The sequence below is a fragment of the Cupriavidus sp. 01L46 genome, assembly GCF_056399905.1.
Window position 1 is genome coordinate 1 of record NZ_JBFTSF010000186.1, and the last position, 12,849, is coordinate 12,849.

Consider the following 12,849-nt stretch of genomic DNA (forward strand, 5'->3'; position numbering starts at 1 on the left):
GCCATCCCTCCCACGCCTTCCTCCCCTACCCTGACGCACCCGTCGCCAATGCGGCCAGCGGCCCCCTCGCCGGCCTGACCTTCGCCGCCAAGGACCTGTTCGACGTGGCCGGCTACCCAACCGGCGGCGGCAATCCCCATGTGCTGGCCATGTCGGGCATCAAGTCCACCACCGCGCCCACCGTGCAGCGGCTACTGGATGCCGGCGCGGCCTTCATCGGCAAGACCCATACGGATGAGCTGGCGTTCTCGATGAACGGGAAGAATGCCCACTATGGCGCGCCGGTGAACGGCGCGGCGCCTGGGCGCATCACCGGCGGCTCGTCCTCCGGCTCGGCCTCGGCGGTATCCAACAAGCTCTGCGACTTCGCGCTCGGCACCGACACCGGCGGCTCGGTGCGCGCGCCGGCCAGCCACTGCGGGCTGTTCGGCATCCGCCCCACTTTTGGCCGGATCTCGCTGGCGCAAACCCTGGCGCTGTGCGACAGCCTTGATACCTGCGGCTTCTTCGCGCGCGACATCGGCACCTTCGCCCGCGTGGCCGGCGTGCTGCTCGGCAGCGACCCCCGGCCCCTGMCCGCCAGCCCGCGCCTGCTGCTGGCCGAAGACCTGTTCCGCTTGCCCACCGCCCCCGCGCTGGACGCACTGCTGCCGGTGGTCGGCGGCATCGAGGCCGTCTTCGGCAAGGCCTCGCCCGTCACGGTGGCGGACCGCCCGCTGGAAGACATCTGGTGGGCCTTCCGCTACGTGCAGGGCTGGGAAGCCTGGCAGACCGACGGCGCCATGATCGAGCAATACGGCCTGCAGCTCGGCCCCGACGTGGCCGCGCGGTTCGCGTTCTCCAAGGGCGTCACCGAAGCCCGGTTCGAAGCCTCCAGCGCGATTCGCCGCGCCTTTACCGCGCATCTGGCGGCGCTGCTTGGCAACGACGGCATCCTGATCCTGCCGACCATGCCCGACATTGCCCCGCTGTCCGACGCCGCCGGCGAGGAACTCGAGACCTACCGCAACCTGTCGGCGCAAACGCTGTGCCTGGCACCATTGTCCGGCTTCCCGCACCTGAGCCTGCCGCTGGCCGGCCGCGCGGGCGCACCGCTAGGCATCTCGCTGATGGGCCCGGCCGGCAGCGACCGCAGCCTGATCGCATTTGCCGAAAAGCTGGTCGCCGCGCTAAGTTGAACGACCACCCCGATTTCCCCAGGAGAGCCTGAATGGCCAAGATCCGCATTACCGCCGGCGGCTACCAGTTCGTCGCCGAAACCCATCCCGACGCCCCCCTCACCGTGGCGGCCTTCACCAAGCTGCTGCCCTACCGCCAAAAGCTGATCCATGTGCGCTGGAGCGGCGAAGGCTGCTGGATCCCGCTGGGCGAGTTCAAGCTGGGCGTGGATTTCGAGAACCACACCAGCCACCCCTCGGTCGGCGACATCCTGTTCTATCCCGGTGGCTACAGCGAGACCGAGATCATCCTGGCGTATGGGAGCTGCTGCTTTGCCAGCAAGATGGGCCAGCTGGCGGGCAACCATTTCCTGACGATCGTGGAAGGCAAGGAGAACCTGCGCGCGCTGGGCACCAAGGTGCTGTGGGAAGGCGCGCAGGATGTCAGCTTCGAGCTGATGTGAGATAGGGAGCGTGCCCGGCGGTTCTGCCGCCAGGGCACGCCCGGGCGCGCGCTCAGCGTGCCAGCACCGCCCCGCCCGGCTCCGGCGCCTTGACCCTGAACCAGGCCGCATACAGCGCCGGCARGAACAGCAGCGTCAACGCCGTCGCAATCACCAGCCCGCCCATGATGGCGACCGCCATCGGCCCCCAGAACACGGAGCGCGACAGCGGGATCATGGCCAGCACGGCCGCTGCCGCGGTCAGGATGATAGGGCGGCAGCGCCGCACCGCGGATTCGACGATGGCATCCCACACCGGCTCGCCGGCACGGATGTCCTGCTCGATCTGGTCGACCAGGATCACCGAGTTGCGGATGATCATGCCGAGCAGCGCGGTGATGCCGAGCTGCGCGACGAAGCCCATCGGCGCATTCAGCAGCAGCAGCGTGGCGGCGGCGCCAATCAGGCCAAGCGGCCCGGTCAGGAACACCATCAGCGAGCGCGAGAAGCTGTGCAACTGCAGCATCAGCAGCGTAAAGATCAGGAAGATGCACAGCGGCAGCTGCGCGGCGATCGACGCGCCGGCCTTGCCGCTCTCTTCTTCCGCCCCGGCCACCGTAATGCGGTAGCCCGCCGGCAACTGCGCGCGCAGCTTATCCAGCTTGGGATTGATCTGCGCCGTCACGGTGGGGCCCTGGATGCCTTCGACCACGTCGGCCTGCACGGTCACGCCAAAGTCGCGGTTCTCGCGCCAGATCACGCCCGGCTCGGAGCGAAAAGCGATGCGCGCGACCTGGGTCAGCGGCACCACGCGGCCGTTGGCGGTGGGCACCTGCATGTTCTGCAGGTCGGACATGGCGTCGCGCTCGTTGCGCGGCGCGCGCATCAGGAYATCGATCAGCTTGTCGCCGTCGCGGTATTGTCCCACCGCCACGCCGGTCAGCACGGTCTGGGTCACCCGCGCAATCGCGGTAGTGCTGACGCCGAGCGCGCGCGCGCGGTCCTGGTCGATGTCCAGGCGCAGCACCTTGACGTTCTCGTTCCAGTTGTCGTTGACCCCCACGGTGTTGGGGTTGGCGCTCATCACCGCCCGGACCTCATCAGCCAGCTTGCGCACGCCGGCGGCGTCCGGCCCGATCACGCGGAACTGCACCGGATAGGGCACGGGCGGGCCGTTCGGCAGCAGCTTGACGCGGCCGCGCAACTGCGGGAAATCGCGCGCCAGCAGGTCCACCACGCGTTGGCGCACCCGGTCGCGCAGCGCGACTTCGGCCGGCATCACGATCACCTGCGCCACATTGGTCTGCGGGAAGATCTGGTCCAGCGGCAGGTAGAAGCGCGGCGCGCCGCTGCCAACGAAGGTGGTCAGGCTGGCAATCTCGCGGTCCCCGCGCAGCGCGGCCTCGAAGCGCTTGGCCTCGGCCTCGGTCTGCGCAAAGCTGGTGCCCTCCGGCAGCCACAGCTCCACCATCAGCTCCGGCCGGCTCGAGTCCGGGAAGAACTGCTTCTCCACAAACTTGAAGGCGTAGAGGCCGAGGCCAAAGGCCACCAGCGTGATGGCGATCACCGTCTTGCGCCACGTCACGCACCAGTGCACCAAGCGGCGGAAGCGGTTGTAGAACGGCGTGTCAAACACCTCGTGCTGCTCGCCCTCGCCGGCGGGCCGCGCCTTGAGCAGCAGGTAGCCCAGGTAGGGCGTGAAGTAGACCGCGGCCAGCCACGACAGCACCAGCGCCATCGCGGTCACGGCGAAAATGGCGAAGGTGTACTCGCCCACGGTGGAGCGCGCCAGCCCCACCGGCAGGAAGCCGGCGGCGGTGATCAGCGTGCCGGTCAGCATCGGCATGGCGGTGGAGGTGTAGGCGAAGGTGGCGGCCTCCATCTTGGAGAAGCCCTCCTCCAGCTTGCGCACCATCATCTCCACCGCGATGATGGCGTCGTCGACCAGCAGCCCCAGGGCCACGATCAGCGCCCCGAGCGATATCTTGTGCAGGCCGATCCCAAAGATGTTCATGAACAGGAACGTGACGGCGAGCACCAGCGGAATGGTCAGCGCCACCACCAGGCCCGGGCGCACGTCGATGCGCAGCGGCTTGGTATGCAGCCCGAGCGAGACAAAGCTCACGCCCAGCACGATCACCACGGCCTCGATCAGCACGTGCACGAACTCGCCCACCGACCGCTCCACGGCCTCGGGCTGGTTTTGCACCTGGTCCAGCTCGATGCCGACCGGCAGCTGCCCGCGCAAACCATCCATCGCGGCACGCAGGCTCTTGCCCATGGCGATGATGTCGCCGCCGCGCTCCATCGAGATGCCCAGCCCGATGACCTCCTTGCCCTGGAAGCGCATCTTGCTGGCCGGCGGATCGACATAGCCGCGGTACACATGGGCGATATCGCCCAGGCGGATATTGGCAATGCCGTTGGGGCCGCGCAGCACCAGGTTCTCCAGGTCGGCCACGTTGGCGAACTGGCCCGACAAGCGCACCTGCAGGTTATCGCCCGGGGTCACCAGCACGCCGCTGGCGGTCATGCTGTTTTGCTGCGAGATCTGGTCGGCGATCGCATTGATGTCCAGCCCGAGCTGGGCAAAGCGCGCCTGGTTGAATTCGATGTAGACCTTTTCGTCCTGCAGCCCGATCAGCGACACCTTGGCGACGGACGGCACGCGCAGCAGTTGCTGGCGCACCAGGTCGGCGTACTCGCGCAGCTCCTTGTAGTTGAAGCCGTCGGCCGAGAGCGCGTAGATGGAGCCGTACACGTCGCCGAACTCGTCATTGAAGAACGGCCCGCGCACGCCCGGCGGCAGCGTCTGCGCGATGTCGCCGACCTTCTTGCGCGCGGTGTACCAGATCTGGGCGGTGTCCTTGGCCGGCGCGGTGTCCTTGAGCTGGAAGATCACCGTGGTCTCGCCGGGCTTGGAGAAGCTGCGGATCTTGTCGGCGTAGGGCACTTCCTGCAGCTGGCGCTCGATCTTGTCGGTGACCTGCACCGCGATCTGCTCGGCGGTGGCGCCGGGCCAGAATGCCTGCACCACCATCACGCGGAAGGTGAAAGGCGGATCTTCGTCCTGACCGAGCTGGAAAAAGGCAAAGAGCCCGCCCAGCAATAGCACCACCAGCAGGTAACGGGTCAGCGGCTGGTGCTCCAGGGCCCAGCGGGACAGGTTGAAACGGGAATGATCCATGCCGGCGCCTTAGTTGCGCGCGGCCGGCGTGGGCGCCACGGCCTGCAGCGGCTTGACCTTCTGCCCGGGCTTGAGCAGGTGCACGCCCGCGGTGACGATGGTCTGGCCGGGCGACAGCCCCTGCCTGACCTGGATCTCATTGCCCTGGAGCTCGCCCAATGTCACGTTGACCGGCTGCACGGCGCCCGTTGCCGCGTCGTACACCCAGACCTGGTTGCTGCCCTGCTTTTGCAGCAGCGCGGAAAGCGGCACACGCAGCGCGGCATCGTCGCCGGTACGGGTGAAGGTGACCACGGCGGTCATGCCGAACTTAAAATCGGCCGGCGGATTGGGCACGCTGACGCGCGCCGCGTAAGTGCGCGTCACCGGGTCGGCCATTGGCGAAATCTCGCGCACGCGGCCCGGCAGCGGCCGGCCGGGCTCGGCCMAGGTGCGCACGGTGACGTCGGAGATGCCGCGCAGGCGCTCGACCTGATCCTCCGGCAAGCCAACCGCGACCTCCTTCTCCGCGGTTTGCGCCACCCGCACGACCGATTGGCCGGCGGCCACGACCTGGCCAACTTCCGCTTCGATCAAGGTCACCACGCCATCGGCGTCAGCGGTCAGCACGCCGTAGCCGGTCTGGTTGGATTGGTTGCGCAGCCCCGCCTCGGCCTGGCGCAGGCGGGAGGCGGCCGAGTCAAAGGTGGCCTGGCGGCGTTGCTGCTCGGCCGCACTGATGAACTTCTTGGCGAACAGCTCGTTGTAGCGCTTCAGATCAGCCTCGGCGAGGTCGCGATCGGTCTTGGCCGCGTCGTACTGGGCCCGCGAACCGGCTTCCGCCAGGCCAAGGTCGGTGGGATCGAGCCGGGCAAGCGGCTGGCCCTTGCGCACGGTGGCGCCCACGTCGACCAGGCGCGCGGCGATCTTGCCGCCCACGCGAAAGCCTAGCCGCGACTCGATCCGGGGCCGCACATCGCCCGAGAACTCGTACTCCGTCTTGCCTGCGCCCGGCTGCAGCTGCATCAGGCGCACCGGGCGGATCTCCGGCGCCTTTTCTGCCTGACGGCTGCAACCCGCCAGCGCCAGCCCGCCGAGCAGCAGCAGGGTCACCAACGCGCCGCGACCGCGCATGCGCAAACCGGCCGAGAACGCGTTCGCGCTGGAAAGCGTGGAAAAAGGCACTTCGATGGCCGCAACTTCCGGCCCGGGATAAGGCACTGGCATGAGTTAAGCGTTAGATCGGTGGCACTGTTGGGGTGGCACTGTTGGCACGGTTTGCACTGCGGCAGGCACGGCGCGGAGCGGCGGCGATTAATAACTCGCCGGTCAGTAATGTAACGGCGTGAAGCCGAAAGCGTCAAATGGCACGCGAAGGGGGATCCCGGAAACGCACTTTTCAAACAGGCCACCCACCGTGGATCCCAAGTCGGGCGCAGGAATCGCGCCGGGCGCGGCCGAATGCCGCAGCGCCGGATATCCGCGCGGGCCGAAGTGCGCGGCGGCGCTCTCGCCCACGGCCGTTGCGGCCGGGAGCGCGATGTTACAATTCCGCGCGTCGCCCGCGCTGCCTTGCCACCCGCCGTGGAATGGCTTGACGACTGGAAATCGCGGCGCTTGGCGCAGGCCCCCTGGCTAGCGCATCGCGCCAACTCGCCACACCGGCCACCGCGCGCCGGCCAGGTTGCCGCGGCGACAGCGCAGGCATAAAGCCCCCCATAGCCCCCCATTTCACCGACCCGAGCCTGGCGTGACGCCCGATCAGTATTGCCAAGAGAAAGCCGCGCAGAGCGGCTCCAGCTTCTATTACAGCTTCCTGTTCCTGGCGCCCGAGCGGCGGCAGGCCATTACCGCCCTCTATGCCTGGTGCAGGGAGGTCGACGATGTCGTGGACGACACGCAAGACGCCAGCGTGGCCTATCAAAAGCTGGCCTGGTGGCGCAATGAGCTCGCCCAGATGTTCAACGGCGCGCCGACCCATCCCGTGACCAAGGCGCTGCAGCCGCACGTGCAAGCCTATGGGCTGACCCAGCCGATGTTCAACGAAGTGCTCGAAGGCATGGAGATGGACCTCAACCAGTCGCGCTACCTGGATGACATCGCGCTCACGCGCTATTGCCATTGCGTGGCCGGCGTGGTCGGCACCATGAGCGCCCGCATCCTCGGCCAGACGGATCCGCGCACGCTTGAGTACGCGGAAAAGATGGGCTTGTCGCTGCAAATGGTCAATATCCTGCGCGATGTGGGCGAAGATGCCCGGCGTGGCCGGATCTACCTGCCGGTCAACACGCTGCAGCGCTTCCAGGTGCCAGTCTCCGAGATCAACCAGGCCACGCACTCCGATCGTTTCGTCACGCTGATGCGCTACCAGGCCGAGCAGGCCCGCACGCTGTACCGCGAGGCGCTGGCGCTGCTGCCCACTGCCGACCGCCGCGCCCAGCGCGCCGGACTGGTCATGGGCGCGATCTACCAGACGCTGCTCGACGAGCTGGAGGGGAGTGAGTTCCAAGTGCTGAACCAGCGCATTTCGCTCACGCCCATGCGCAAGCTCTGGATCGCRTGGAAAACGTGGATGCGCAACCGCTGAACGCCACGTCCTGCCTTTTGCATCGCTACCAGCTTTCACTGCATTCACTGCCTGAGCCACCCGAGCTGCCATGACCCGATCCGCCTCCCCCCTCCTCCCGCTTGGCCAGACCATTCTCGACCAGGCCGCGGCGCTGGCCCGCTTCTCGGATATGGAAGGCGGCCTGACCTGCGCCTACCTGACCCCGGCCCACCGCGCGGCGCAGGCCCAGCTAGTGGCGTGGATGGAGGCGGCGGGCATGCAGGTCCGCATCGACGCCATCGGCAACGTGATCGGCCGCTACGCCGCCGATCCTGCCGTGGGCGACGGCGCGCGCGTGCTGATGACGGGCTCGCACTTCGACACCGTGCGCAACGGCGGGCGCTATGACGGCCGCCTAGGCATCCTGCTGCCCGTGGCGGTGGTTGGGGCACTCAACGCGGCCGGCATCCGCCTGCCCTATCACTTCGAGGTCGTGGGCTTTGCCGAGGAAGAAGGCTTGCGCTTCAAGACCAGCTTCCTGGCCAGCAGCGTGCTGGCCGGCCGCTTCGACCCCGCCCTGCTGGATCGTGCCGACACCGACGGCGTGACCCTGCGCGAAGCCCTGGCCGCCTCTGGCCTGCCGGGTGCGGGCGGTGTCGATGCGCTGCGCGCCGCGGCGGTGGACCCCGCCACCCTGCATGGCTTTGTCGAAGTGCATATCGAGCAAGGCCCGGTCCTGCTGCACCACGGCCTGCCGCTTGGCGTGGTCACGCAGATTGCCGGCAGTAGCCGCTTCCAGGTCCGCGTCGAGGGCCTGGCCAGCCACGCTGGCACCACGCCCATGACCCTGCGCAAGGACGCCGCCGCGGCGGCGGCCGAGATGGTGCTGCTGGTAGAGCAGCGCTGTGGGCAGGTGCCTACGCTGGTTGGCACGGTGGGCCAGTTGCAGGTGCCGAACGGGTCGAGCAACGTCATCCCCGCCGAATGCGTGTTCTCGATGGACATCCGTGCGGGTGAAGACAGCATCCGCGAGGCCGCCATTGCCGACATCGTGGCCGGCATCCAGGCCATCGCCGAGCGTCGCGGCCTCAGCGCCGGCGTGGAACGGGTGACGCCGGTCAACAACGCGCCCTGTGCGCGCTGGCTGATGGATCAGTTCGGCGCGGTGCTCAAAAAGCGCGGGCTGGACGCGTTCGAGCTGCCCTCGGGCGCCGGCCACGACGCCATGATGATGCAGCGCATGACCGACGTGGCGATGCTGTTTGTGCGCTGCGGCAACGGCGGTATCAGCCATAACCCGCTGGAAACCATCACGGCCGACGACGCTCAGCTCGCGGCCGAGGTCTTCGTCGACTTCCTGCGGCATTTCCAGCCACGCGCCTGACCCCCACCGCGGCGCGCTTGCGGTCCCGGCACAAATCGTATTGGATGTAGGCCACCAATCACAAGATCGAAAGATCACAACGGAGACACCGCATGGCGCACCGCGAACTATCGGTCCTGACGGAGGGACACACCTTTCTGGAAGGACCGCGCTGGCATGATGGCCGGCTCTGGCTGTCGGATTTCTATACCCACCGGGTGATAGCGGTGAGCCTGGATGGCGCCGTCGAACAGATCGCCGAAGTGCCGCAGCAGCCATCCGGCATGGGATGGCTACCGGACGGGCGCCTGCTGATCGTCTCCATGCGCGACCGCAAGCTGCTGCGCCGCGAGCCGGACGGCAGCCTCGTGGTACATGCCGACCTGTCCGGCGTGGCCAGCGGGCACCTCAACGACATGGTGGTGGACCAGTACGGCCGCGCCTATGTGGGCAATTTCGGTTTTGACCTGATGGCCGGTGCCCCGATGCGCACCGCGAGCCTGGCGCGGGTCGACCCGGATGGCTCGGTGACCGTGGTGGCCGATGGCCTGTTCTTCCCCAACGGCTCGGTCATCACGCCGGACGGCAAGTCCCTGGTGGTCGGCGAGACCCTGGGCAATCGCATCTCGGCCTTCGATCTGCACGCGGATGGCTCGCTGGGCCCGCGCCGTGACTGGGCACGCTTCGGCAACCAGCCGGCCGGATCGGAACTCGGCGAGGTGCTGGGCGGCGCGAAGGTGGCGCCGGACGGGTGCGCCCAAGATGCGCAAGGTGCGCTCTGGGTGGCTGACGCCATCGGCAATCGCGTATTGCGGGTAATGCCGGGCGGGCACATCGATGAGGAAATTGCCTGCGGGACGGGCATCTTCGCAGCCGCCCTGGGTGGCCCGCGCGGCACCACATTGTTCCTGGCCGCCGCGCCGAACTTCGACGAAGCGCAGCGGCGCGCTTCGCGCCTGGGCCATATCCTGATGACGGAAGTCGAAGTGCCGCACGCCGGCCTGCCGTGAGGCCAGGCGGCTAAGCGACTATGCGGTATGGGGCTATGGGGCTATGGGGCTGAAGTAGGACGGACGCCGATACGCGCTCGCCGCGCATCGTGTCAAGCTGCACGCATGTGTGCGCGCCTGGTCCCTAGCCGCCCTGGTACATCTCCCGCCCGAGTTCGTACAGGTTCTGGCGCAGCTTGCGCCGCTCGTCGGGCGAGAGCTTGTCGTTCGGGGATGCGTGAGGCAGGTGCTCGTTCATGTCACGCTCGGCGCGGTACTTTCCGGCGCGCGCCCGCGCCTCATCGCGGCTGTAGCGCTCGCGCTCGTTACGCGGGGCGGCCTCGCGGCCTGCTGGCTTGCCGGCGCCCGGGAACAAATGCGCCATGCCGGGCGATTGCGGGTAGCCCGCACTAGCGGCAAGCAACAGCGCAACAGTCGCGCCGGCACGGGAAAAGGTATGCCCGGCGCGCTTGCGGGTGACTTTCATTGATAATGGCGGTTTTGGCTTCGGAAACGGTGGTTACAGGACCGCCGGAAGCCGGACATCCAGTAGCCCCGCCTCGCCACGTCATGGCAGTGAACTACACGGCGGACGCCCACGAAATCCCCGCKGGAGTGGCTACGGAAACGGTATGCGGCAGTTTAAACGCAGGGTGGATGCGCGCCTTCATACCTCGGGGTAAAGTATGTAACCTTTTGTTAAGCCATTTTGACCGAAAGCGTTTGTCGCTAAGATACCGCCATGGAAAATACCAGTCACAAGATTCTCGTCGTAGACGACGACCCCCGTCTGYGCGACCTGCTGCGCCGTTACCTTGGCGAACAGGGCTTCACCGTACTGGTAGCTGAGAACGCCACCGCGATGAACAAGCTCTGGTTGCGCGAGCGTTTCGACCTGCTAGTGCTCGACCTGATGATGCCCGGTGAAGACGGCCTGTCGATCTGCCGGCGCCTGCGTGGCGCCAACGACCAGACGCCCATCATCATGCTCACCGCCAAGGGCGAGGACGTGGACCGCATCGTCGGCCTCGAAATGGGCGCCGACGACTACCTGCCGAAGCCCTTCAACCCGCGCGAACTGATCGCGCGGATCCACGCCGTGCTGCGCCGCAAGGGCCCCGCCGAAGTCCCCGGCGCGCCCTCCGAAACCCCGGAAACCTTTGCCTTTGGCGATTTCGTGCTGAACCTCGCTACCCGCACGCTGACCAAAAATGACGAAGAGATCACCCTGACCACCGGCGAATTTTCGGTGCTCAAGGTCTTCGCCCGGCATCCGCGCCAGCCGCTGTCGCGCGAGAAGCTCATGGAAATGGCGCGCGGGCGCGAGTACGAGGTGTTCGACCGCAGCCTGGACGTGCAGATCTCACGCCTGCGCAAGCTGATCGAGCCTGATCCGGGCAACCCACGTTTCATCCAGACGGTCTGGGGCCTTGGCTACGTCTTCATCCCCGATGGCGTGAAGTAAGGCGCCGCGCATCTTGGCGACTGTCATCAGCCGCACGGCTACGCGCCTGTTCGGTTCGCTGTTCTGGCGAACCTTCATGCTGATCGCCCTATTGCTGGCGATCTCGCTGGGTATCTGGTTCCAGAGCTATCGGCTCTTCGAACGCGCACCGCGCGCCCAGCAGATCGCCATGCAAGTGGTCAGCGTGGTCAAGCTCACGCGCGCCGCCCTGCTCTATTCCGATCCCGCGCGGCGGCGTTTCCTGCTGCTCGACCTGGTGCAAAACGAGGGCATCAAGGTCTACCCGCGCGAGAAAGACGACGATTTCTCCGTGCCCACCACGAACCCCTTCCTGACCCAGCTGGTGCAGCAGGAGATTCGAAGCCGGCTAGGCGAAGGGACCGTGATCGCCACCACCGTGAACGACATTCCCGGCGTATGGGTGAGTTTCGAGATCGAGGGCGACGATTACTGGGTGGCGATCAGCCCCGAACGGTTCGAGCGCGTGCCCGGCATCCAGTGGCTATGGTGGAGCATCGCCGCGCTATTGCTGTCGATCATCGGCGCAGCCTTTATCACGTCGCTGGTCAACCACCCGCTCAAGCGGCTGGCCAACGCGGCACGCGCCATCGGCGGCGGCGGCGACCCGCCCACCCTGCCTGAGCATGGCGCCAGCGAAGTGGCGCAGGCCAACCACAGCTTCAACCAGATGGTGCGCGACCTGCGCCAGCTCGACGACGACCGCGTCGTCATGCTGGCCGGCATCTCGCACGACCTGCGCACGCCGCTGACGCGCCTGCGGCTGGAAACCGAGATGTCCCCCGTGGATAACACCACGCGCGAGGCCATGATCGCCGACATCGAACAGATGGACGCCATCATCGGCCAGTTCCTCAACTACGCCCGCCCCGCGCTGGAAACGGTCGAACCCGTCGACCTGTCCGCACTCGTGCAAGACGCCGTCGGCGTCTACGGCGCGCACGACGACGTACGCGTCCATGTCCGCGCCGGCGACCCCGTCATGGCCGTGGCCAACCGCATGGAAGTCCAGCGGATCCTGGACAACCTGGTCGAAAATGCCCGCCGCTACGCCAAGGACGAAGACAACGGCGTCGCCGTGGTCGAGATCAGCACCCGCATCGAAGACAAGGAAGCCGTGCTGACCGTGGCCGACCATGGCAGCGGTGTGCCGGAAGCGCAATTGCCCTTGCTGACCAGGCCTTTCTACCGGCTCGATGGCGCACGCAGCGAAGCCAAGGGCGCCGGGCTGGGGATGTCGATCGTCAATCGGATCTTGCAGCGAAATGGGGGCAGGTTGATGTTGGCGAATCGGCCGCCGCCGGCAACCGGGTTGGTGGTTAGTGCGTTTTTCAGGCGGGCGTAGATCGCGATATGCTCGCTGCAACTGCAACTGCAACTGCAAAATCAGCTTCAACTGCTTAASTTCAAGGTCAAAGGCAACTGCAGTTTCACCTCCCCGCAGGGGAGGTGAAACTGCAGTTGCCTTTGACTTTCAGCTTTTGACTTTGCCGTCAAGCAGTCGCACGTACGGTTGCCCCAAGTTACCGCAAAATCACACCCCTCCGTACTAACCCTAATCCCCCCATCCCCCTTCATCCCACTGACAGGCTTTCGACAGCGTTTGATATCAAACTGAAAGCCATTTGACAGCGTAATGACAGCCCCCCCGGCGCAAACTTGCCGCCGTTAGCAGTACCCCCAAAGACCAAGCCCCGCCA

The 12,849-nt window shown here is 66.7% G+C and carries 10 protein-coding genes; 7 read left to right on the forward strand and 3 right to left on the reverse strand.

The genetic code is table 11. The features are described from left to right. Together AC1DS3_RS26050 and AC1DS3_RS26055 are read left to right on the forward strand one after the other, a co-directional pair. Positions 1–1,178, forward strand: a 1,178-nt coding sequence (locus tag AC1DS3_RS26050) for an amidase (RefSeq protein WP_477128250.1), incomplete at its 5' end; no start/stop codon positions are given. Between the two features lie 32 nt (positions 1,179–1,210). Then, entirely contained in the window at positions 1,211–1,621 is a 411-nt protein-coding gene (locus AC1DS3_RS26055; protein WP_441630750.1) for a DUF3830 family protein, read from the forward strand. 52 nt (positions 1,622–1,673) lie between these two features. Here the strand turns inward: AC1DS3_RS26055 and AC1DS3_RS26060 are convergent, their stop codons facing one another. Then, a complete protein-coding gene (locus AC1DS3_RS26060; protein ID WP_477128251.1) occupies positions 1,674–4,787 on the reverse strand; it encodes an efflux RND transporter permease subunit in 3,114 nt (1,037 codons plus the stop codon). Between the two features lie 9 nt (positions 4,788–4,796). Continuing rightward, the gene (locus AC1DS3_RS26065) at positions 4,797–5,993 is read right to left on the reverse strand and encodes an efflux RND transporter periplasmic adaptor subunit (protein ID WP_477128252.1); all 1,197 of its coding nucleotides are present in this window, start codon (positions 5,991–5,993) and stop codon (positions 4,797–4,799) included. A gap of 523 nt (positions 5,994–6,516) precedes the next feature. Between AC1DS3_RS26065 and hpnD the strand changes: the two genes are divergently transcribed. From hpnD to AC1DS3_RS26080, 3 genes are all read left to right on the forward strand, one after another. Further along, a complete protein-coding gene (gene hpnD / locus AC1DS3_RS26070; protein WP_441630744.1) occupies positions 6,517–7,353 on the forward strand; it encodes a presqualene diphosphate synthase HpnD in 837 nt (278 codons plus the stop codon). 70 nt (positions 7,354–7,423) lie between these two features. Beyond that, the gene (locus AC1DS3_RS26075) at positions 7,424–8,698 is read left to right on the forward strand and encodes a Zn-dependent hydrolase (RefSeq protein WP_441630742.1); all 1,275 of its coding nucleotides are present in this window, start codon (positions 7,424–7,426) and stop codon (positions 8,696–8,698) included. 92 nt (positions 8,699–8,790) lie between these two features. After that, the gene (locus tag AC1DS3_RS26080) at positions 8,791–9,687 is read left to right on the forward strand and encodes an SMP-30/gluconolactonase/LRE family protein (RefSeq protein WP_441630741.1); all 897 of its coding nucleotides are present in this window, start codon (positions 8,791–8,793) and stop codon (positions 9,685–9,687) included. 124 nt (positions 9,688–9,811) lie between these two features. On the opposite strand, the gene AC1DS3_RS26085 is transcribed toward AC1DS3_RS26080, so the two are convergent. Then, the gene (locus AC1DS3_RS26085) at positions 9,812–10,153 is read right to left on the reverse strand and encodes a KH domain-containing protein (protein ID WP_441630739.1); all 342 of its coding nucleotides are present in this window, start codon (positions 10,151–10,153) and stop codon (positions 9,812–9,814) included. A gap of 255 nt (positions 10,154–10,408) precedes the next feature. Between AC1DS3_RS26085 and ompR the strand changes: the two genes are divergently transcribed. Together ompR and AC1DS3_RS26095 are read left to right on the forward strand one after the other, a co-directional pair. After that, the gene (ompR, locus tag AC1DS3_RS26090) at positions 10,409–11,131 is read left to right on the forward strand and encodes an osmolarity response regulator transcription factor OmpR (RefSeq protein ID WP_477128253.1); all 723 of its coding nucleotides are present in this window, start codon (positions 10,409–10,411) and stop codon (positions 11,129–11,131) included. Between the two features lie 13 nt (positions 11,132–11,144). Then, complete coding sequence (locus AC1DS3_RS26095; protein ID WP_150990620.1) at positions 11,145–12,494, forward strand: sensor histidine kinase; 1,350 nt, start codon at positions 11,145–11,147, stop codon at positions 12,492–12,494. Positions 12,495–12,849: the final 355 nt, after the last annotated feature.

Bases quoted from the DNA above. Each gene is read 5' to 3' on its own strand.
- AC1DS3_RS26055 (WP_441630750.1), top strand. From the start codon at position 1,211: ATGGCCAAGATCCGCATTACCGCCGGCGGCTACCAGTTCGTCGCCGAA.
- AC1DS3_RS26085 (WP_441630739.1), bottom strand. From the start codon at position 10,153: ATGAAAGTCACCCGCAAGCGCGCCGGGCATACCTTTTCCCGTGCCGGC.
- AC1DS3_RS26080 (WP_441630741.1), top strand. From the start codon at position 8,791: ATGGCGCACCGCGAACTATCGGTCCTGACGGAGGGACACACCTTTCTG.
- AC1DS3_RS26075 (WP_441630742.1), top strand. From the start codon at position 7,424: ATGACCCGATCCGCCTCCCCCCTCCTCCCGCTTGGCCAGACCATTCTC.